General features: G+C 74.2%; 20 protein-coding genes. 11 read left to right on the top strand and 9 right to left on the bottom strand.

The genetic code is table 11. From position 1 onward, the window contains the following. The first annotated feature begins 35 nt into the window (after positions 1-35). Positions 36-890 (top strand): hypothetical protein, encoded by an 855-nt coding sequence (locus tag ACZ5GP_RS03630; protein ID WP_468749208.1) that lies wholly within the window; start codon positions 36-38, stop codon positions 888-890. A 115-nt stretch (positions 891-1,005) separates the two neighbouring features. Next, positions 1,006-2,016, top strand: a complete 1,011-nt coding sequence (locus ACZ5GP_RS03625; protein WP_468749207.1) for an LLM class F420-dependent oxidoreductase — start codon at positions 1,006-1,008, stop codon at positions 2,014-2,016. 7 nt (positions 2,017-2,023) lie between these two features. On the opposite strand, the gene ACZ5GP_RS03620 is transcribed toward ACZ5GP_RS03625, so the two are convergent. Continuing rightward, positions 2,024-2,572: a hypothetical protein gene (locus tag ACZ5GP_RS03620; RefSeq protein WP_468749206.1), complete on the bottom strand. Its 549-nt coding sequence runs from the start codon at positions 2,570-2,572 to the stop codon at positions 2,024-2,026. A gap of 117 nt (positions 2,573-2,689) precedes the next feature. Between ACZ5GP_RS03620 and ACZ5GP_RS03615 the strand changes: the two genes are divergently transcribed. Further along, complete coding sequence (locus ACZ5GP_RS03615) at positions 2,690-2,983, top strand: hypothetical protein (protein WP_358579962.1); 294 nt, start codon at positions 2,690-2,692, stop codon at positions 2,981-2,983. A 19-nt stretch (positions 2,984-3,002) separates the two neighbouring features. Here the strand turns inward: ACZ5GP_RS03615 and ACZ5GP_RS03610 are convergent, their stop codons facing one another. Genes ACZ5GP_RS03610 through ACZ5GP_RS03600 form a run of 3 tightly spaced genes read right to left on the bottom strand, consistent with a single transcriptional unit; the run spans position 3,003 to position 6,189 of the window. After that, complete coding sequence (locus ACZ5GP_RS03610) at positions 3,003-4,076, bottom strand: prenyltransferase (RefSeq protein ID WP_468749205.1); 1,074 nt, start codon at positions 4,074-4,076, stop codon at positions 3,003-3,005. Continuing rightward, positions 4,073-4,825 carry a class I SAM-dependent methyltransferase gene (locus tag ACZ5GP_RS03605; RefSeq protein ID WP_468749204.1) on the bottom strand — a complete coding sequence of 251 codons (753 nt, stop codon included), beginning with the start codon at positions 4,823-4,825 and terminating at the stop codon, positions 4,073-4,075. Before ACZ5GP_RS03605 ends, ACZ5GP_RS03610 begins: the two co-directional genes overlap by 4 nt. Further along, the gene (locus ACZ5GP_RS03600) at positions 4,825-6,189 is read right to left on the bottom strand and encodes a glycosyltransferase family 4 protein (RefSeq protein WP_468749203.1); all 1,365 of its coding nucleotides are present in this window, start codon (positions 6,187-6,189) and stop codon (positions 4,825-4,827) included. Before ACZ5GP_RS03600 ends, ACZ5GP_RS03605 begins: the two co-directional genes overlap by 1 nt. A gap of 244 nt (positions 6,190-6,433) precedes the next feature. On the opposite strand from ACZ5GP_RS03600, the gene ACZ5GP_RS03595 reads away from it, so the two are divergent. After that, positions 6,434-7,054, top strand: a complete 621-nt coding sequence (locus ACZ5GP_RS03595; RefSeq protein ID WP_468749202.1) for a TetR family transcriptional regulator — start codon at positions 6,434-6,436, stop codon at positions 7,052-7,054. Positions 7,055-7,103: 49 nt separating this feature from the next. On the opposite strand, the gene ACZ5GP_RS03590 is transcribed toward ACZ5GP_RS03595, so the two are convergent. Together ACZ5GP_RS03590 and ACZ5GP_RS03585 are read right to left on the bottom strand one after the other, a co-directional pair. Then, positions 7,104-7,340: a ferredoxin gene (locus ACZ5GP_RS03590; RefSeq protein WP_468749201.1), complete on the bottom strand. Its 237-nt coding sequence runs from the start codon at positions 7,338-7,340 to the stop codon at positions 7,104-7,106. Beyond that, positions 7,337-8,803 carry an aldehyde dehydrogenase gene (locus ACZ5GP_RS03585; protein ID WP_468749200.1) on the bottom strand — a complete coding sequence of 489 codons (1,467 nt, stop codon included), beginning with the start codon at positions 8,801-8,803 and terminating at the stop codon, positions 7,337-7,339. The genes ACZ5GP_RS03590 and ACZ5GP_RS03585 overlap by 4 nt, the downstream gene beginning before the upstream one ends. 189 nt (positions 8,804-8,992) lie before the next feature. Here ACZ5GP_RS03585 and ACZ5GP_RS03580 point away from each other — a divergent pair, with 189 nt between their 5' ends. Further along, a complete protein-coding gene (locus tag ACZ5GP_RS03580) occupies positions 8,993-10,069 on the top strand; it encodes an MBL fold metallo-hydrolase (protein WP_468749199.1) in 1,077 nt (358 codons plus the stop codon). On the opposite strand, the gene ACZ5GP_RS03575 is transcribed toward ACZ5GP_RS03580, so the two are convergent. From ACZ5GP_RS03575 to ACZ5GP_RS03565, 3 genes are read right to left on the bottom strand one after another with little or no spacing between them, the layout of a single operon-like run. Beyond that, positions 10,044-11,780 carry a M48 family metalloprotease gene (locus tag ACZ5GP_RS03575; RefSeq protein WP_468749198.1) on the bottom strand — a complete coding sequence of 579 codons (1,737 nt, stop codon included), beginning with the start codon at positions 11,778-11,780 and terminating at the stop codon, positions 10,044-10,046. The two genes, ACZ5GP_RS03580 and ACZ5GP_RS03575, sit on opposite strands and share 26 nt — an antisense overlap. Beyond that, positions 11,777-12,538 (bottom strand): RNA polymerase sigma factor, encoded by a 762-nt coding sequence (locus ACZ5GP_RS03570; protein WP_468749197.1) that lies wholly within the window; start codon positions 12,536-12,538, stop codon positions 11,777-11,779. The genes ACZ5GP_RS03575 and ACZ5GP_RS03570 overlap by 4 nt, the downstream gene beginning before the upstream one ends. Continuing rightward, positions 12,535-12,804 (bottom strand): hypothetical protein, encoded by a 270-nt coding sequence (locus ACZ5GP_RS03565; RefSeq protein WP_468749196.1) that lies wholly within the window; start codon positions 12,802-12,804, stop codon positions 12,535-12,537. The genes ACZ5GP_RS03570 and ACZ5GP_RS03565 overlap by 4 nt, the downstream gene beginning before the upstream one ends. Before the next feature lie 385 nt (positions 12,805-13,189). On the opposite strand from ACZ5GP_RS03565, the gene ACZ5GP_RS03560 reads away from it, so the two are divergent. The 6 genes from ACZ5GP_RS03560 (at position 13,190) to ACZ5GP_RS03535 (ending at position 19,797) form a co-directional block, all read left to right on the top strand. Further along, entirely contained in the window at positions 13,190-14,419 is a 1,230-nt protein-coding gene (locus ACZ5GP_RS03560; protein WP_468749195.1) for a prenyltransferase/squalene oxidase repeat-containing protein, read from the top strand. Next, complete coding sequence (locus tag ACZ5GP_RS03555; protein ID WP_468749194.1) at positions 14,416-15,120, top strand: SCO2322 family protein; 705 nt, start codon at positions 14,416-14,418, stop codon at positions 15,118-15,120. The genes ACZ5GP_RS03560 and ACZ5GP_RS03555 overlap by 4 nt, the downstream gene beginning before the upstream one ends. 43 nt (positions 15,121-15,163) lie before the next feature. Next, positions 15,164-16,447, top strand: coding sequence for an energy-coupling factor transporter transmembrane component T (locus tag ACZ5GP_RS03550; protein WP_468749193.1), 1,284 nt, complete (start codon positions 15,164-15,166; stop codon positions 16,445-16,447). After that, a complete protein-coding gene (locus ACZ5GP_RS03545) occupies positions 16,444-18,123 on the top strand; it encodes an ABC transporter ATP-binding protein (RefSeq protein WP_468749192.1) in 1,680 nt (559 codons plus the stop codon). The genes ACZ5GP_RS03550 and ACZ5GP_RS03545 overlap by 4 nt, the downstream gene beginning before the upstream one ends. Before the next feature lie 74 nt (positions 18,124-18,197). Then, a complete protein-coding gene (locus tag ACZ5GP_RS03540; protein WP_468749673.1) occupies positions 18,198-19,004 on the top strand; it encodes an ECF transporter S component in 807 nt (268 codons plus the stop codon). Between the two features lie 337 nt (positions 19,005-19,341). Next, positions 19,342-19,797 (top strand): aggregation-promoting factor C-terminal-like domain-containing protein, encoded by a 456-nt coding sequence (locus ACZ5GP_RS03535; RefSeq protein ID WP_468749191.1) that lies wholly within the window; start codon positions 19,342-19,344, stop codon positions 19,795-19,797. Positions 19,798-19,849: the final 52 nt, after the last annotated feature.

Here is a 19,849-nt window from a genome sequence, read left to right as displayed (position 1 = left end):
CCTCCACTGACGAGACGACTGACGAAGGACCTGAAGTGAATTTCCGCTCCCTCACTCGAGGCGACGGCGTGGTGATCGGAGCAGCGGTGTTGCTCTTCATTGCCTCGTTCCTCGACACCCTTGACGCCGACGGCGGCGACAGCGACAAGCTGCCCAACGCCTGGGACAACGGCAACCTGCTGATGAGCGTGTACCTGCTCGGCATCATCGGCGCGGTGCTCATCGTCCTGGGCCGCGCGCTGCCGCAGCAGCGCAAGGTCGTGGGCCTGGACCTCGGCCAGCTCGGTGTGGCCTTCACCATCGCCGCCGCCTGGAGCTCGCTCGGCGCGATCTTCGACACCGACCAGTCCTACGGCTTCTACTTCGACCTCCTCGGGGGCCGCAGCAACTCCCCCGACGCCGGCGTCGGCCTCATCCTCGGCCTGATCGCCGCTCTCGTCCTCGCCGCCGGCGCGATCGCGACGCTGGTCGTCCCGGCCCTGAAGGCCCCCCTCATGGGTGCCCCGCGACCGGCCGCCCCCGGCCCCTACGGCGGTCAGCCGCAGGGCGGCTACGGCTACCCGGGCGCGGGCCAGCCGCAGGCGGGTGCCCCCTACGGGCAGCCCGGCCAGCCGCAGGGCCAGTCCTTCGGCGGTCAGCCGCAGCCGCAGGCCGGGCAGACCCCGCCGCCCGCGCAGGCGCAGGCTGCCGGCGACTTCTCGCCGTTCTGGTTCGCCGTGCCGGTGCCGCGTCCGCTGTACGCGGAGGACGGCTCGTCCACGCCGATCGCCGAACTGGCGCCCGGCACCTGGTACTTGGCCGTGGAGCAGCGCGGTCCCGGCCTGGTGGCCCAGACGCAGGACGGCCGTCGCGGCGTCCTTCAGGACACCACGGGGATCCAGCGCGGCTGACCCCCTCGGCGCCTCGCGGCCCCTCGCCCTTCCGGGCGGGGGGCCGTTGTCGTACAGTCGCCCCTTCGCAGTGGACTGACACTCCGTCAGGTACGGACGGTGACCGGGAGGGCGTATGCGGCTCGGGCTCGCACTCGGCTACTGGGGGCGCGGCCCCGACCCCGGGCACCTGGCCCTCGCCCAGGAGGCCGAACGGCTCGGCTACGACTCGGTGTGGACCGCCGAGGCCTGGGGCTCGGACGCCTTCACCCCGCTGACCTGGATCGCCGCCCGGACCACTCGCATCCGGCTGGGCACGGCCGTCGCCCAGATGGCGGCGCGCTCCCCGGTCGCCACGGCCATGCACGCCCTCACGCTCGACCATCTGTCCGGGGGCCGGATGCTGCTCGGGCTCGGTCTTTCCGGGCCGCAGGTGGTGGAGGGCTGGTACGGGCGGCCGTTCCCGAGGTCGCCGCTGACCGCGACGCGGGAGTACGTCGAGGTGGTCCGCCAAGTGCTGCGCCGACAGGGCCCGGTGGAGCTGGTCGGGCGGTTCCACGCCCACCCCTACCGGGGGGCGGACGGCACCGGCCTCGGCAAGGCGCTCAAGCCGATCACCCATCCGCTGCGGGCCGACCTGCCCGTGCTGCTCGGCGCCGAGGGGCCCAAGAACATCGCGCAGACGACGCGGATCGCGGACGGCTGGCTGCCGCTGTACTGGTCGCCGACGCGCACCGACGTGTACGAGGCCTCGCTGACCGAGCTGCGGGAGGGCTTCACGATCGCCCCGATGGCGCGGGCCAAGGTGTGCGACGACGTCGCCGAGGGCCTGCTTCCCGTCAAGGCCATGCTCGGCTTCTACATCGGCGGCATGGGGCACGCGGCCCGCAACTTCCACGCCGACCTGATGGCGCGGATGGGGTACGCCCAGGAGGCCCGGCGCGTCCAGGAGCTGTTCCTGGCGGGGCGCAGGGAGGAAGCCGTGCTGGCCGTACCGGACGCCTTCGCGGACGAGATCTCGCTGGTCGGCCCCCGCGAACGGATCGCGGAACGCCTTCGGCTGTGGCGGGCGGGCCCGGTCACCGACCTGCTGGTCCTCGCCCCGGACCCGCACACCCTGCGCGTGCTGGCCGACCTCAACTCGTAGTCGCGGCCTAGCCCTTGCTCAGCTCTCCCGTCGAGGGCACCTTGTCCTTGACCTCCGCGCCCGCGCCCTTGCCGGCGTCCTTCACGGAGTTGATGACGCCGTCGAAGGAGTTGACGATCGAGTCCGTGGACTCGCCCTTGCGGAGCTTGGACGGCAGGTCCTTCAGCGCGTCGATGCCGGCGGTGAGCGGTGCCACGGCCTTGGAGAGGGCCGGGTCGCCCTGCGCGTTCTTCGTCGCCGCCTTCAGCCTGTTGTACGTGAACGCGCCCGCGAGGCCCGCCTTGACCAGGGCGATCCGCCGGCCGTCGGCGCCCTTCTTGAATTTGCCCGCGCGAAACGGCTTCACGATCCACTGGTAGGTCGCCCCGGCCGCGAGGCCCGCGTTGGCGACGAACCGCGTCTTGGCGAACTTCTGCTTCTCGGCGCTGCTACTGGCCGAGGGGGCGGCGGCCTCGGCGTCCTTGTCGTCGCTGCCGCAGGCCGTCGCGCCGACGAGCAGCGTGCAGCACAGGGTGAGGGAGACTCCGGCACGGCGGACGGATACGGGGCTGGGCACGGCAGCGGCCTCCAGGGGTGAGCGGTCCTCACCGCAGCCTCACCCCCGGCGCGGGGCGCCGCCAGCGGGGCGGACCCGAACGGGTTCGAACAGAGCCCGTCCGGGTATGCGGAGCCCATGTCTCCCACGCGGCACTCCCACGGCAGCACAGCGGCACGGGTCATCGCGCTCGTCGCCGACGTCATGGCCGGCATCCTCGGCCTGTGGATCCTGATGTACCTGCTGGACGCGAACCGCGCCAACGACCTCGTCCAGGTCGTCCACGACGTGGCCCGCTGGCTCGCCGGCTGGTCGCACGATCTGTTCACCTTCGACGAGACCTGGGCCAGGGTCGTCGCGGGCTACGGCCTCGCGGCGGTGGTCTACCTGCTGGTCGGCCACGCCGTCGCGGGGCGCCTGCGCCGGTACTGAGCCCGGGGCCGCGCGGGCGTCAGCCGCAGCACCCCGGGTCGAGTCCGCGTGGCAGGCGCTCGCCGGAGAAGACCGCGCAGGTCGCCTCGTCGCCGCCGAGCGCCGCCACGGCCAGCAGCAGGGAGCCCGCCGTCCAGGTGGTCAGCTCCTCGGGCCAGACGGCCTTGTCGTCGAAGACATAGCCCGTCCAGTACAGGCCGCTCGCGTCGTCGCGCAGGTGCTGGACGGACTGGAGGATCTCCAGGGCGCGGTCGGATTCGCCCACCACCCACAGGGCGAGGGCGAGTTCGGCGCTCTCGCCGCCGGTGACCCAGGGGTTCGGATCGACGCAGCGCACGCCGAGGCCGGGCACCACGAAGCGGTCCCAGCCCTGCTCGATGCGGGCCTTGGCCTCCTCGCCGGTCAGGGCGCCGCCGAGGACCGGGTAGTACCAGTCCATGGAGTAGCGGTCCTTGTCGAGGAAGCGCTCGGGGTGGCGTCGTACGGCGTGGGCGAGGGCCCCGGCGGCCAGCTCCCAGTCGGGCTGCGGCTCTCCGCGCTGGTCGGCGACGGCGAGGGCGCAGCGCAGGGCCTGGTGCATCGAGGAGGAGCCGGTGAGCAGCGCGTCGGTGACGGGCGTGCCGTCGGGCTCCCGCTTCCAGCCGATCTGCCCGCCGGGCTGCTGGAGGGCCAGGACGAACTCGACGGCGGCGACCACGGAGGGCCACATGCGGTCCAGGAACGCCTCGTCGCCGGTGGCGAGGTAGTGGTGCCAGACGCCGACCGCGATATAGGCGCAGAAGTTGGTCTCGCGGCTGCGGTCGGTGATGTCGTGCGGGTCCCCGTCGGCGTAGGCCGCGTACCAGGAGCCGTCGGGGTTCTGGTGGCGGGCCAGCCAGTCGTAGGCCCGCTCGGCGGCCGCGTGTTCGCCCGCCGCGTCCAGGGCCATGGCGGCCTCGGTGTGGTCCCAGGGGTCGAGGTGGTGCCCGCGGAACCACGGGATGGCGCCGTCCGCGCGCTGGCCGGCGAGGATGCCGCGGACCGTCGCCGCCGCCTGATCGGCCGTCAGGACGCCGGGCAGGACGAGGTGTTCGGTGCGCTCGGGGCTCGTCACTTGGCGGCCACCGCGGCGTCGGCCGCCGCCCGCGGCAGGTGCGGTTTGGTGGCGTAGGCCACGAAGCTCTTGCCGACGACGGGGTTGAGCAGCTGTTCGGCGACGCGCGTGGCGAGGGGCTTCTTCATGATGTCCCACACGAGCAGCTTGTGGTACGCCCGCACGGGCAGCGCCTTGTCGTTGTCGACGCCGAACGCGCACTTGAGCCACCAGTACGGGGCGTGCAGCGCGTGGGCGTGGTGGGTGCCGTACGGCTTGAGGCCCGCCTCCCGCATCCTGGCGAGGAGCTCGTCGGCCTTGTAGATGCGGATGTGGCCGCCCTCGACCTCGTGGTAGGCGTCGGAGAGCGCCCAGCAGACCTTCTCGGGGCCGTAGCGCGGGACCGTCACGGCGATGCGGCCGCCCGGCTTGAGGACCCGCACCATCTCGGCGAGGACGCCCTTGTCGTCGGGGATGTGCTCCATGACCTCGGAGATGATCACGACGTCGAACGACTCGTCGGGGAACGGCAGGTTGAGTGCGTCGCCCTCCATGGCGGTGGCCGTGGCGCCCGCCGGGGCCTCGCCCGCCTCCTTCATCGCGGCGAACCACTTGGCGACCTCGCGGATCTCCTCGGCGTTCTGGTCGAGGGCCACCACCTGGGCGCCGCGCCGGTAGCACTCGAAGGCGTGCCGGCCCGCGCCGCAGCCCAGGTCCAGGACGCGGTCGCCCGCGGCGAGCGGGAAGCGGGTGAAGTCGACGGTCAGCATCAGCGATGGCTCCCGGAGTGCGTCGGGGTGGCCGCGGCGCGGCCGGGGTTCGTGGCGGCGGAGCGGCTCATGGCCTCGCGGTAGCGTTCGGCGGTGCCCTTGGCGGCCTGCGCCCAGGTGAACTTCCGCAGCACCCGCTCGCGGCCCGCGCGGCCGAGGCGGGTGCGCAGTTCGGGGTCGCCGAGCAGCCGCTTCAGGCCGAGCGCCAGCGCTCCCGCGTCGCCGGGCGGCACGGCGAGGCAGGTCTCGCCGTCGGGGCCCGCGACCTCCGGGATGGCGCCGCCGGTGGTCGCGAGGAGCGGTGTGCCGGTGGCCATCGCCTCCGCCGCGGGCAGGGAGAACCCCTCGTAGAGCGAGGGGACGCAGGCGACCTGCGCGGAGCGGACGAGGTCGACCAGTTCGGCGTCGGTGATGCCCTTGACGAACTCGATGCTCCCCGCGAGGCCGTGGCGTTCGATGGCGCGGGCGACGGGCCCGCCCTCGGCGCGCTTGCCGACGACGACGAGGTGGGCGCCGGGGTGCTCGCCGCGCACCTCGGCGAGCGCCTCCACGAGGTGGACCAGGCCCTTGAGCGGGACGTCGGCGCTGGAGGTCGTGACGATCCTGCCCGGCACCTCCGGCACGGCCGGGTCCGGTGAGAAGAGGCCGGTGTCGGCGCCGATGTGGACGACGTCGATGCGGTCCTCGCGGACCCCGAGGTGGTCGATGATCTCCTGGCGGGAGGTGCCGGAGACGGTGAGGACCGACGGCAGACGGCGCGCGACGCGCTTCTGCATGCGCGTGAAGGCGTACCAGCGGCGCACGGAGAGCCGGCGCCCGAGGTCGGGGGCGGCGTCCAGCTCCAGTTGCCGGTCGACCGTGATGGGGTGGTGGATGGTGGTGACCAGGGGCGCGCCGAGGTCGCCGAGGAGGCCGTAGCCGAGGGTCTGGTTGTCGTGCACGACGTCGAACTCGCCGCGCCGGGCGCGCAGATGGCGCCGGGCCCGCAGGCTGAAGGTGACGGGCTCCGGGAAGCCGCCGGTCCACATGGTCGCCACTTCGAGGGCGTCGATCCAGTCGCGGTACTCGTCGCGGCCCGGGGTGCGGAAGGGGTCCGGCGAGCGGTACAGGTCGAGGCTCGGCAGCTCGGTGAGCCGGAGGCCTTCGAGTCCCTGACCCTCGTCGAGGACGGGGTAGGGCTGCGCGCCGATGACTTCGACGCTGTGGCCGAGCCGTGCCAGCTCGCGCGAGAGATGACGTACGTACACGCCCTGGCCCCCGCAGAACGGGTTCCCCTTGTACGTGAGGAGGGCGATGCGCAACGGGCGGTCGCCGTCGGCGTCGGTGCCCTTGCGGGGGCCCGCCTCCATGGCCTCAGCGGTCACTCTCGGCCCCCTTCTCCGTGCAGTTGTCCGCGAGGTTACGCCGGGACGCTAATCTAGAACAAGTTTCAGACTCGATCCCCGGGTGATCTCTGGCGGATCGCCGGGTGATCGGTGGATGATCGCTGAACGAGCTTTGAATCTACCGGCAGGTAGGCGAGGTGGACGGCCCGGATCAGGTGATTCGCGCCACGACAAGCTCCCTGCCATGCTGTGCGATCTCGCGAGGCGTTTCGGAGGGGCCCACATGACAGCGGAAGCCAAGGCGACGAGCCCTGCGACGCCGCCCCTCACCGAGCGTCAGGAGGCGCGCCGGCGCCGCATCCTGCACGCCAGCGCCCAACTGGCCAGCCGGGGCGGTTTCGACGCGGTGCAGATGCGCGAGGTGGCCGAGGCCGCGGGCGTGGCCCTCGGCACGCTCTACCGCTACTTCCCCTCCAAGGTGCATCTGCTGGTCGCCACCATGCAGGACCAGCTCCAGCACATGCACACGACGATCCGCAAACGCCCGCCGACCGGGCAGACGCCCGCGGAGCGGGTCGCGGAGACGCTGATGCGCGCCTTCCGCGCCCTCCAGCGCGAGCCGCACCTGGCGGACGCGATGGTGCGGGCCCTGACCTTCGCCGACCGCTCGGTGAGCCCCGAGGTCGACACGGTCTCGCGGCTGACGACGGCGATCATCCTGGAGGCCATGGGCCTGACCGAGCCGCCGAGCGCCCGGCAGCTGTCGGCGGTGCGGGTCATCGAGCACACCTGGCACTCGGCGCTGATCACCTGGCTCTCGGGGCGGGCCTCGATCGCCCAGGTGAAGATCGACATCGAGACCGTCTGCCGTCTCATCGACCTGACGGCCGAACCCGGTACGTGAGCCCCGCGGCGGCCCGGCGGCGGGGCGCCTCGGACCTCCGGCGGGGCCGTCAGTCCTCCGGCGGGAAGACCACCTCCCCGGTGTCGGCCAGGGTGATGGTGATCGCCTCCACGGGGCAGCCCTCGGCGGCCTCAAGGACCCGCTCGTCGGCGTCGCCCTCGGGGGCGGCGGGGCGGGACTGCCGGGCGGTGTCCAGCGTGAAGCCGCCGGGCGCGGTGGCCACGCACATGCCCGAGCCGATGCAGAGCGACCTGTCGACCTCGACGCGCCAGCGGTCGCCCCTCACGCACCGCTCCCCTCGTGGCCGGCGGGCAGGTGGATCATCTTGTGCTCGAAGTACTCGCCGTACCCCTCGGGCCCGAACTCCCGGCCCAGGCCCGAGTTCTTGTAGCCGCCGAAGGGTCCGAGCATGTCGAGGCTGAAGGTGTTCACGGAGTACGTGCCGGTGCGCACCCGGCGGGCGACGTCGATGCCGCGTTCGACATCGGCTGTCCAGACGCTGCCGCTGAGGCCGTACTCGGAGTCGTCGGCGATCCGCACCGCCTCGTCCTCGTCGCCGTACGGCAGCAGGCAGACGACGGGCCCGAAGATCTCCTCGCGGGCGACGCGCATGGAGTTGTCGACGCCGCCGAAGAGGGTCGGCTCCACGTACCAGCCGCGGTCGAACCCGGGGGGACGGCCGCCGCCCGCGAGGATCTTGGCGCCCTCCTCCTGGCCGATGCGGATGTAGTCCAGGGAGCGGCGCTGCTGGCGTTCGGTGACCAGCGGGCCGAGTTCGGTGGCGGGGTCGAGGGGGTCGCCGACCTTGAGCGCGGACGCGGCGGCGGCGAAGGCGTCGGCGAACTCGTCGTAGCGGGTGCGCGGCACGAGGACGCGGGTCTGGGCCACGCACGCCTGGCCGTTGATCATCCAGGCGAACGGCACGATGCCGGCGACCGCGCTCGCCGCGTCGGCGTCGGGCAGGATCACCGCGGCGGACTTGCCGCCCAGCTCCAGGGTGACGCGGGTGAGGTTGCGGGCGGCGACCTCCATGACACGCTTGCCCGCGGCGACGGACCCGGTGAAGGACACCTTGTCGACGCCCGGGTGCCCGACGAGGTACTCGCTGACCTCACGGTCGGCGCACAGGATCGAGAGCACACCCTCCGGCAGGCCCGCCTCGGCGGCGATCTCCGCGAGGATGTAGGCGTCCAGCGGCGCCTCGGGCGAGGTCTTCAGGACCACCGGGCAGCCCGCGAGCAGCGCGGGGGCGAGCTTGGCGGCGGCGGTGAACTGCGGGACGTTCCAGGGCACGACGGCCGCGACGACGCCCATCGGCTCGCGGCGCACGAGCAGCTTCCCGAGGACCCCGTCGCGGGGCTCCTCGTACGGGAAGTCGCGGGCGACAGTGATCGCCGCGTCCCACACCATCATCGCGGCGAGGGCCTGCACCATCACGCCGGAGGTGTACGGCGTGCCGTTCTCGGAGCTGATGACGCGGGCGATCTCCTCGTGGCGCACCGCGAAGCCGTCCTTGATCCTGGTGACGACCTCGATCCGCTCGTCCACGGTCAGCCGCGGCCAGGGCCCCTCGTCGAACGCCTTGCGGGCGCATGCGACGGCGCGGTCCACGTCGGCGGTGGCCGCGTGCGGCACGCGGGCGAACACCTCGCCGGTGTGCGGGGAGACGACGTCGATGACGTCCCGCCCGAGCGGGTCCACCAACTTCCCGCCGATCAAAAGCTGTCCGTGTTCCACGAGCTCCGTCATGGCTGACTGCCTCCTGCGGGCCGTTTTCTGACCTGGTGTCAGAACTGATACCAGTTCCACTTGGCGGAGTCCACGCGCCGGACGGTCAACTCGCTTTTGAGCAGGTCGACTTCGGGGGCCATTGGAACGGGTTCTAGTTATAGTGGGGGCGTCGGCCGACGAGTGGCGTCGGCGGGAGACGAGGCGCCCATGGCCCAGGTGAGCGAACCACCGGTGATCGAGCACGGCGGGGGCGTCTGGAGCCTGAAGGTCCCGATCCCCGACAACCCCCTCGGCTGCACCCTCGTCCACCTTTTGGACACCGACGCCGGCCCCGTCCTCGTCGACACCGGCTGGGACGACCCGACGTCCTGGGCCGCGCTCACCGCCGGGCTCGCCGCCTGCGGGACCTCGGTCGAGGAGGTGCACGGCGTGGTCCTCACGCACCACCACCCCGACCACCACGGCCTGTCCGCACGGGTGCGCGAGGCGTCCGGGGCGTGGCTCGCGATGCACGAGGCGGACGCGGCCGTGGTGCGCCGCACCCGCGCCAACCCGCCGAAGCGCTGGTACGGCTACCTGGCCGCGAAGCTCGCCGCCGCCGGCGCCCCCGCCGAGCACGTCGCCCCGCTGCTCCGCGCGCGCGACGCGGACCGCCCCCGCGGGCTGCCCGGCCTGCGGCCCGCGCTGCCCGACCTCGGCATCGCCCCCGGCGAGCTGCTCGGCCTGCCGGGGCGCCGGCTGCGCGCCGTCTGGACGCCCGGCCACACCCCCGGGCACGTCTGCCTGCACCTGGAGGAGGCCCACCCCGCCGGACTGGCGGGCAACGGCCGGCTCTTCTCCGGCGACCACCTGCTGCCCGGCATCACCCCGCACATCGGCCTGTACGAGGACCCGGACGACGACACCGCCACCGCCACCGCCACCGCCACCGATCCCCTGGGCGACTACCTCGACTCCTTGGAGCGCGTCGCCCGCCTCGGCCCGGCCGAGGTGCTGCCCGCGCACCAGCACGCGTTCACCGGCGCCGGCGCCCGCGTCCGCGAGCTGATCGCCCACCACGAGGAACGCCTGACCGGGCTGCTCGGGCTGCTCGCCGAGCCCCGCACCCCCTGGCGGCTCGCCGAGCGCATGGAGTGGAACCGCCCCTGGGCCGAGATCCCGCCCGGCTCACGCACCATCGCGGTCTCGGAGGCCGAGGCCCATGTGCGGCGCCTGGTGAAGCTCGGGCGCGCGGAGGTGGTGGCCGGGAGCGACCCGGTCACGTACGTCGCGGTGGGACGCTGAGCTCCAGCGGGGGGACGCGGCTCGGCAGGGGGGTCGCGGACGGCAGGTCCTGCCGGTAGTCGTGGTCGGGCAGGTGGTCGGGCACCGCGTAATCCGGCGGCTCGTATCCGCCGTGGTCCGTCCGCGAGGGCAGGGGCGTCCGGTACGACGGCGCCGGGTCGTCCCCCGAGCCGTAGTCCGGCACCGCCGCGGCCACCGTCAGGACGACGGACACCGCCATCGCGCGCGTCAACCGCAGCGTGCGCGTGGCCGGGGTGCGGACGCTCGCCGCGACACACCGGTGGGGCGCCGACAGCGGTGCGAGCCGGCGGTCGAGGTCGCCCGCGCCCGCCCGCTCCCGCGCCACGGCCAGGTCGAGCAGCCCCTTCCACTGCGCGTGCGTCAGTCCGCCCCGGCGCTCGGCCGCGCGCAGCCGGGCGGCCCGGTCGGTGCCCGCCTCCCTGTACAGCAGCGTCCGCATGCCCCGCAGGGTCGGGCGCTCGGGGACCCGGTAGGCGCCCGCGCGCCAGTACAGGTCGTACAGGCGGTGCAACCGCTCCTCGGCCCGTACCGCTTCCAGGCGCCGCACCTCCCCCAGCCAGTCCCCGACGGACAGGACGTCACCCGCGCAGTCACAGCCGAACATCCGCGCCCCCACCTCGGCGGGGAGCGCCTTGGCCAGGACCGCCGCCAGGCCGGGGTCCTCGGCCCAGGCGCCGGCGGCGTCCTCCTGGGGCCCGCGCGCCCCTCTGAGGGCCGTCAGACGCGCGGGCATCGTCGGGTGGGTGCCGGCGTGGCGCCGCTGCCGGGGCGGGTGCGGCGCGTGGGCCGCCACGAGGGTGCGCAGCTCCGGATCCCGGCGCACGGTGAGAAAGGCCGCGAAGGGGTCGTCGGGCATCCGTTCGCGGTGGTGGAGCAGGGTGAGGACGCCGCCCCGGAAGGTGCCCCAGTCGAGGTGGACCGCCTCCGCCGACCGCAGCGCGCGGGCGACCACGGCGGGCGGCACCACCTGGGCGGCGAAGGCGTCCGCCGCGTACTCCTGGCGGCGCAGGACGGGCGAGGTGACGCTCGCGTAGAGGCACGCGAAGCCGCCGAAGAGGCCGCGCAGCACGTACGCGTACCCCTGCAACAGCGTGTTGGCGAGCCGGACATCGGTCATCGGGAGCGCGGGGCGGCTGAGCCCCGCGTCGATGTCCCGCAGCTTGGCGGCGCCCCGGTAGACCAGGGCAGAGAACCACGGGTCGCGGCGTGCGTAGTGCCCCAGTTCGTGGGCGAGGACGGCACGCAGTTCGTCGGCGTCCAGGGTGAGGAGCAGCGGCACGCCGACGTAGAGGGAGCGCCTGCGGCGACGGCGGGTCAGGCCCGTCAGCCGTACCTTCGCGTTGGCGCCCGCGGTGAGCCACAGGTGGGTGGGGGCGGGCGTGCCCGCCCGGTGGGCGAGTTCCTCGACGAACCTCCACAGGTCCGGCGCGTCGAGCCCGGACACGCGCCGGGCGCCGGGCTCACCGCGCCCGACGCCGCCGCGCACGGCGCCGAACACGGCCTTCGCGACGGGCAGGACGGCGGCCTTGCCGATCACGAACAGCGGCGACATCGTGATCAGCAGGACAGCGGCCAGCGCGAGGACGGCGATCGACCCGACCACGACGACGGCGGCCAGCAGGTAGAGCAGTGCCAGAAGGGTCAGGACAAGTCCCGCGGCGAGCCCGCGGGACCATCGGTTACGGATCAACTACCGCCTCCCTCATGCCCGTTGGCGCCATTGTCCGCCGCCGCGCGCCGATACACCTCCGTGAGCCGGGAATTCGTCCGTACGGGATTCGTCCGTGCCGCGCAGGCGGCGGCGAGCCACTCCTCGGCGTGCCGCACGGCGTCGGCGACCGGGTCGCCCTGCGCGGACGGCGTGCGCGCTTCCCGGGCCGCCGGGCCCACCGCGCACACGGGCGCGGGCAGCAGCGCGTCGCCGCCGCCCTCGCCGACGGGGGCGAGGTCGAGGTCGAGCGCGCGCGCCAGCCGGCGGCGGGCCTGGTGCAGGCTCGCGGCGACAGTGCCCCGGCTGATGCCCAGCGCCTCGGCGATCTCCTTCTGCCCCATGCCCTCCAGGCAGTACAGCACCATGACCTCGCGCTGCCGCGGGGGCAGTCCCGGCATGGCGTCCAGGACCGCCCTGACCTCCGCGGTGTCCTCGACGCGGGCGGTGGGCGGCGGGGCGATCTCCAGCTCGCGCCGCCGCGACCACCGCTTGAACGCCCTGTGCTGCCGTCGCCTCATCACCAGATACACCCACGCTTCGGGGCTGTTGTAGGTGCGCACCTTGTCCCAGTGGCGCAGCAGTGCGACGTACGCGTCCTGTACCGCATCCTCCGCCTCCCCCAGGTCGCGCCACTCCATGAGCGCCCGCGCGAGGGTGCGGGGGTAGGTGCGGCGGTAGAACGTGTCGAAGTCCTCGTGGTCCGCACGGCTGTCGTGGGTGAGGTCGCCGTGGCTCACCGCTGCTCTCCCGTCGTCGCGTGGCCCGTCCGGTCCGTGTCGCTCGCTCGGTCCGTGTCGTTCACCCGGTCCATCCGGTCGCCTGTGTCTGTGGGGGACGAGGTGTACTCCCAGGCGGTTGCGCGGCCCTGGACACGCAGGGCGCGGGTGACGGCGCGGCGGCGGCCCCCCGGGCCCTCCAGCCAGGCCCGGAGCAGGTTCCCCAGCGCGGCGACGGCGCTCAGGGCCGCGGTGAGGACGGCGGGGTCCCGTACGAAGGTCGGCATCTTGCCTCCTGGAATCGGTGACGACACCCTTGAGCACCCCGCGGCGGCCGATGTGTTTAGCGCCCCCCGCGCATTTCTTCTTTTCCTCACGCTCCCCCTGCCGCCCCTCCTCCTCCCCTCCGCTCCCCCTCCTTCGGCGTCCCGCCGCGGAATCCCGGCCACCGGTACGGGCCGGTAGAGTGAGCGGGTCGTCCTCACGTCCGCCGTGTACCGGCCGCTCGGTCGGTGAGCCGGATTGCCCGGCGCGGAACCGTGACCGGCTCGCTTCATCGGGGCCCCCGATGAGCGGCACCGTCGAGGTACACGGAGCCGGAGCCGCCCGGAACCCGTGCTCGCACGGGCCGTGCCGCCCCGCTCCCCGCAGGGAGAGGCAACCCGCCGCATCATGAACGTTCGCCGCAGCGCAGCGGTCCTGGCCGCCGTCGCCGTGTTCGGCCCGGCCGCCGCACCGGCCGCCTTCGCGGATGACACCTCGCCGTCGCCCGCCGCCCTCCCCTCGGGCCTGTACGGCACGTCCGACCCGAAGTTCGACGGCGTCTTCCGGCAGTCGTACGCCCTGCTCGCCCAGGACACCGTCGGCGTGAAGCCCGCGGCCAAGGCCGTGCACTGGCTGACCGGGCAGCAGTGCGCGAGCGGTGGCTTCGCGGCCTACCGCGCCGACGCGAGCGAGCCGTGCGACTCCAAGACGCCGGTCGACAGCAACTCCACGGCCGCCGCCGCGCAGGCGCTCGCCGCGCTCGGCGACGACGACAAGGCCCTGGCCAAGACGGTCGACAGGAGTGTCGACTGGCTCAAGTCCGTGCAGAACCAGGACGGCGGCTGGGGCTACAACCCGGGCCTGCCCTCCGACGCCGACTCCACCGGCCTGGTGGTCGGCGCGCTCGTCGCCGCCGGCGAGAACCCCGCGCGGTTGAAGTCCCAGAAGGGCAGGTCCGCCTACGACGCGCTGCCGAAGCTGGCCATGGACTGCGGCAAGGACGGCGGCGCCTTCGGCCTCGCCGACGCCAAGACCAAGAAGCTCTCCCCGAACGCGGGCGCCACCGCCGCCGGCGTGCTCGGCAGCCTCGGCAAGGGCCTCGTCGTGGCCCCCGCCCCCAAGGCGGACGACTCCGCGCCCAAGTGCGCGAAGCCGGACACCGCCTCGCAGGCCGCGAGCAACGGCGCGGGCTATCTCCTGAAGACGCTCAAGGCCGAGGACGACCACCTCACCGGCGCCGGCGACGTGCCGGACGTCGGCAACACCGCCGACTCCGTGGTCGCCCTCGCCGCCGCGGGGCAGCGCGAGCAGGCGGAGAAGTCCGCCCGCTGGCTCGCCGGGAACTCCGCGAAGTGGGCGAAGGAGTCGGGCCCCGCCGCCTACGCCCAGCTGATCTTCGCCGCCCACGCGGCGGGCATGGACCCGCGCGACTTCGGCGGCGCCGACCTCGTGAAGCAGCTCGGCGCCCAGGGGCCGCCGCCCGCGACCGCCTCCGACTCCTCCTCCACCGCGGACGCGGACCGGGACGAGAAGAAGAACGAGGGCGTCAACATCTGGTGGATCGTCGGCGTCGGCATGGTCGCCGGCATCGGCATCGGCTTCCTCTACAGCGCCAACCGCAAGAAGCAGCAGCTGTGACGCGCCGCCGGACGCGGCCGGCGGCGGGCCGCGCCCGGCGCGGGCGCGCGGCCCTCGGCGCGCTCGTCGCCGCGCTGCTCTGTCTGATCGCGGCCGCGCCCGCGCAGGCCGCCGGGTACCGCTACTGGTCGTTCTGGGAGCGCGCCGGCGACACCTGGACGTACGCGAGTCAGGGGCCCGGCACCGACCGGCCCGAGGACGGTGACGTGCAGGGGTTCCGTTTCTCGGTCTCCGACGACTCGAAGGACTCCGCGCGGCCGCGCGGCTCCGCGAACTTCCGGGACATCTGCGCCGGCACCCCCGCCGAGGACGGCCGCAAGCGGGTCGCGCTGGTCATCGACTTCGGCCTGCCCGAGGACGCGCCCGAGGGCGAGGCGCCGCCCGCCCCGCGCGAGGCCTGCGCGCGGGTCGCGAAGGACGCCACCACGGCGGACGCCCTCGCCTCGGTCGCCGAGCCGCTGCGCTACGACAGCAAGGCGCTGCTGTGCGCCATCGCGGGCTACCCGAAGTCGGGCTGCGGCGAGCAGGTCTCCGGCGACGGCTCGGCGCGGACCCGCCCCGGCAAGGACGGGAAGGGCGCGGACGCCGGGGGCAGGGTCGAGGGTGAGCGCGGCCCCTCCGTCGGCCTGATCGCGGGAGCGGTCGCGGTCGCGCTGGTCGGCGGTGCCGCGTTCTGGCAGGCCCGGCGCCGTCGCGGCTGACGCGGCCCCGAACACGGACGCGGACACGGAGACGGACAGCACGATGACGCAGCACGGCAGCGGCGCGCCCGGCCGCCTCCGGCGCCGCCCGGCGCCCCTGGCGCACCGGGGCAACGCCCTGCACCCGGGCGCCTGGTGGGTGTGGGCGCTCGGCCTCGGCACCGCGGCGTCCCGCACCACGAACCCGCTGCTCATCGGGCTGCTGATCGGCGTCGCGGGCCATGTCGTGGCGGCGCGGCGGACGTCCGCGCCGTGGGCGAGGTCCTACGGCGCGTTCGTGAAGCTGGGTCTGCTCGTCATCGCCATCCGGCTGGTCTTCGCCCTGGTGCTCGGCTCCCCGATCCCGGGCACGCACACCCTCGTGACACTGCCCGAGGTGCCGCTGCCCGAGTGGGCCAAGGGCGTGCGGATCGGCGGCCGGGTCACCGCGGAGGGCATGGTCTTCGCGCTCTACGACGGGGTCAAGCTGGCCGGTCTGCTGATCTGCGTCGGCGCCGCGAACGCCCTCGCGAGCCCGTCCCGGCTGCTGAAGTCGCTGCCGGGCGCGCTGTACGAGGTGGGGGTCGCCGTCGTCGTGGCGATGACCTTCGCGCCGAACCTCATCGCGGACGTGCAGCGGTTGCGGGCCGCGCGGCGGCTGCGCGGGCGGTCGGACAAGGGGATGCGCGGGCTGCTCCAGGTGGGCCTGCCGGTACTGGAGGGGGCGCTGGAGCGGTCCGTCGCACTGGCGGCCGCGATGGACGCGCGCGGCTTCGGGCGCAGCGCCCCCGTGCCGGTCCGGGTGCGGGCGGTCACCGCCGTGCTGACGCTGGGCGGCCTGATGGGCGTGTGCGTCGGCGTGTACGGGCTGCTGACCGCGCGGGGCATCTCCTACGGTCTGCCCGCCCTCGGCGCGGGGCTGTCGGCCGCGCTCGTGGGGCTGCGGCTCGGCGGACGCCGCGCCGTGCGCACCCGCTACCGGCCCGACTCGTGGGGCGTGCGGGCCTGGCTGGTCGCCGGGTCGGGCCTCGCCGTCGCGGGCCTGACGATCTGGGCCGCGTCCTGCGACGCCGCCCTGCACCCCGGTGTCGTACCGCTGGTCGCGCCGACGCTGCCGCTGTGGCCCGCGGCGGCGGCGCTGATCGGGCTGCTGCCCGCGTTCGTGGCGCCCGTCCCCGCCGAGCCGCGCGGGACGTCCACGAAGCCGCGTCGCGGCAAGTCCGCCGAGGCCGTCGAGGCCGTCGAGGCCGTCGAGTCCGTGGACACCGGGAAGTCCGTGCAGCCCGTGAAGTCCGAGAACCCCGTGCAGCCCGAGAAGTCCGTGAAATCCGTGGAGGAGACGCCGTGATCCGCTTCGAGGAGGTCTCCGTGACGTACGAGGGCGGCGCGGGGCCCACCGTCCAGGGCGTCGACCTCACCGTCCCCGAGGGCGAACTGGTGCTGCTCGTCGGCCCGTCCGGCGTCGGCAAGTCGACGCTGCTCGGCACGGTCAGCGGCCTCGTGCCGCACTTCACCGGCGGCACACTGCGCGGCCGGGTCACCGTGGCGGGCCGTGACACCCGTACGCACAAGCCCCGCGAACTCGCCGACGTCGTCGGAACGGTGGGCCAGGACCCGCTCGCGCACTTCGTGACGGACACGGTCGAGGACGAGCTGGCCTACGGCATGGAGTCGCTGGGCCTCGCCCCCGACGTGATGCGCAGGCGCGTCGAGGAGACCCTGGACCTGCTCGGCCTCGCCGAGCTGCGCGACCGGCCCATCGCCACGCTCTCCGGAGGGCAGCGCCAGCGGGTCGCCATCGGCTCGGTCCTCACCCCGCACCCCCGCGTCCTCGTCCTGGACGAGCCGACCTCCGCGCTCGACCCGGCCGCCGCCGAGGAGGTGCTCGCCGTGCTCCAGCGGCTCGTCCACGACCTCGGCACGACCGTCCTGATGGCCGAGCACCGCCTTGAGCGGGTCGTGCAGTACGCGGACCAGGTGCTGCTGCTCGCGGCGCCGGGCGAGCCACCGGTGCTCGGCGACCCGGCCACGCTGATGGCCCGCTCCCCCGTCCATCCGCCGGTGGTCGCGCTCGGCCGCCTCGCGGGCTGGTCGCCGCTGCCGCTGACCGTGCGGGACGCGCGGCGCGCGGCGGGCGCGCTGCGGGAGCGGCTCGCCGGGTCGCAGCCCCGCCAGGAGACGGCGGCCGGGCGGCCCGAGGAGCGGCCGGCGAGCCGCTGGCCCCGGCTGCGCAGGGAACGTACGTCCGGCGAGGAGCCCGCGGCGGCCGTCGAGCGGCTGGCCGTGCGGCGCGGGCGCGTCGAGGCGCTGCGCCGCGTCGACCTGACCGTCCTGCCGGGCGAGACCGTCGCGCTCATGGGCCGCAACGGCGCCGGCAAGTCCACCCTGCTGTCCACCCTGGTCGGCCTCCTGGAACCCACTTCGGGTGCCGTCCGCGTCGGCGGGCACGTCCCCCACCGCACCGCACCGCGGCAGCTGATCCGGCACGTGGGCCTGGTCCCGCAGGAGCCGCGCGACCTGCTGTACGCCGACACCGTGGCCGGGGAGTGCGCCGCCGCCGACCGGGACGCGGACGCGGACCCCGGCACGTGCCGGGCCCTGGTGAGCGAGCTGCTGCCCGGCATCGCGGACGACACGCACCCCCGGGACCTCTCCGAGGGCCAGCGGCTGGCGCTCGCCCTGGCGGTCGTGCTGACCGCGCGCCCTCCCCTTCTCCTGCTGGACGAGCCGACCCGCGGCCTGGACTACGCGGCCAAGGCCCGCCTGGTCACGATCCTGCGGAACCTCGCGACCGAGGGGCACGCGATCGTACTGGCCACGCACGACGTCGAGCTGGCCGCCGAGATCGCCCATCGCGTGGTGATCCTCGCGGACGGCGAGGTCGTCGCGGACGGCCCCACCCCCCAGGTGGTGGTGGCGTCGCCGGCCTTCGCGCCGCAGGTCACGAAGATCCTCGCGCCGCGCGAGTGGCTGACGGTGGCGCAGGTGCGCCGGGCCCTCGCGGCGACGGAGGACGCGTCGTGAGCGGCACGGGGCGCGCGGGGCGGCGGAGGGCGGACAGCACCGGCCGCGAGGGGCGGCGCGGTGGTGCCCCTCAGGTGCGGCCCATCCGGCTCGGTCCCCGGTCCGTCGCCGCGCTGGTGCTGGTCAGCGCGGTGGGTGTGGCCGCCATCGGGTGGCCGCTGCTCGCGGGCGCCGAGTCGGGGTTCACCGAACACGCGCAGGACGCCCCGTGGCTGTTCGCGGCGCTGCTGCCGCTGCTGCTCGCCGTGGTCGTGGCGACCATCGCGGACGTCGGCCTGGACGCGAAGGCCATCGCCATGCTCGGGGTGCTGGCCGCCGCGGGTGCCGCGCTGCGGCCGCTGGGCGCGGGCACGGCGGGCATCGAGCCGATGTTCTTCCTGATGGTGTTGAGCGGCCGGGTGCTCGGGCCCGGCTTCGGGTTCGTGCTCGGGGCGGTGTCGATGTTCGCGTCGGCGCTGCTCACCGGGGGCGTCGGGCCGTGGATGCCGTTCCAGATGCTGTCGATGGGCTGGGTGTGCATGGGCGCGGGGCTGCTGCCCGGGGCGCACACGCTGCGGGGGCGCGGCGAGCTGTGGATGCTCGCGGCCTACGGGGCCGTCTCGGCCCTCTTCTACGGCACGGCGATGAACCTCCAGGGCTGGACCCTGCTCGGGGGGATGTCCACCGGTGTCTCCTACGACCCGAGGGCTCCCCTCGGGGAGAACCTCGGCCATTTCGTCGCGTACTGCCTGGCGACCTCGCTCGGCTGGGACCTGTCGCGGGCCTTCGTCACGGTTCTGCTCGGCCTCGCGCTGGGGCCGGCGATCCTGCGGGCGTTGCGCCGGGCCACCCGGCGGGCGGCTTTCGAGGCGCCGGTCACATTCGAGGCCCCGAAGTCGTGAGGGTTCTTCTGCTCTCCGTGACATCCGCGCCGCAAACCCGTGAGGCGGCCCACAGGACTTTGGTCCTCCACTATGTCGCCCAGTAGGCGGCGTCTCTTGATGTACACGCATCAATAAGGGGCCTGACCTGCGGATTGAGAGCCACGTCACACAGGGGACATTCGGCCGGGATGCGACGTCCACTAGTAACAGGGGTCATTGCGGCGGCCTCCCGGGCCTGTTTCTCTGGAGGAGTCGCACGGCGCCGACGACCCCCCGGGGACGCGGCGCCTCCGCATGTCCCCCACGTTTCACGGCGTGCGGCGCGACGCTCCCGTCCCCCACCGGAAGGTCCTCTGTGTCCGCCTCGCTCATCCGCCGCATCGCTTCCCCGAAGAAGGCCCTCACCGGCGGCATCGTCGCCGCCGCCGCCACCGGCATGGTCTTCGCCGCGGCACCGGCCCAGGCAGCCACCCCGACCACCGCGAAGGCCGCCGCCCCGGCCGCCGCTCCCGCCGCCGCCCCGACGTCCGCCAAGGCCATCGCCAAGAAGATGATCTCGGACCCCGCGCAGTTCGCCGCGTTCGACAAGATCGTCTCGCACGAGAGCGGCTGGGACATCAACGCGACGAACTCCTCCTCCGGCGCCTACGGCCTGGTCCAGGCGCTGCCCGCCTCGAAGATGGCCTCGGCGGGCGCGGACTGGAAGACCAACCCCGAGACCCAGATCAAGTGGGGTCTGAACTACATGAACGACCGCTACGGCAGCCCCGTCGGCGCGTGGAGCCACTGGCAGTCCAACGGCTGGTACTGAGTCTGGCGGGGGCGCCTCCAGCTGCGTTCCTCAGACGTGCCGTCGGTCACCG

It is taken from the genome of Streptomyces sp. NPDC031466, from assembly GCF_055581265.1.
This window is presented reverse-complemented; position numbering and strand designations above follow the sequence as displayed.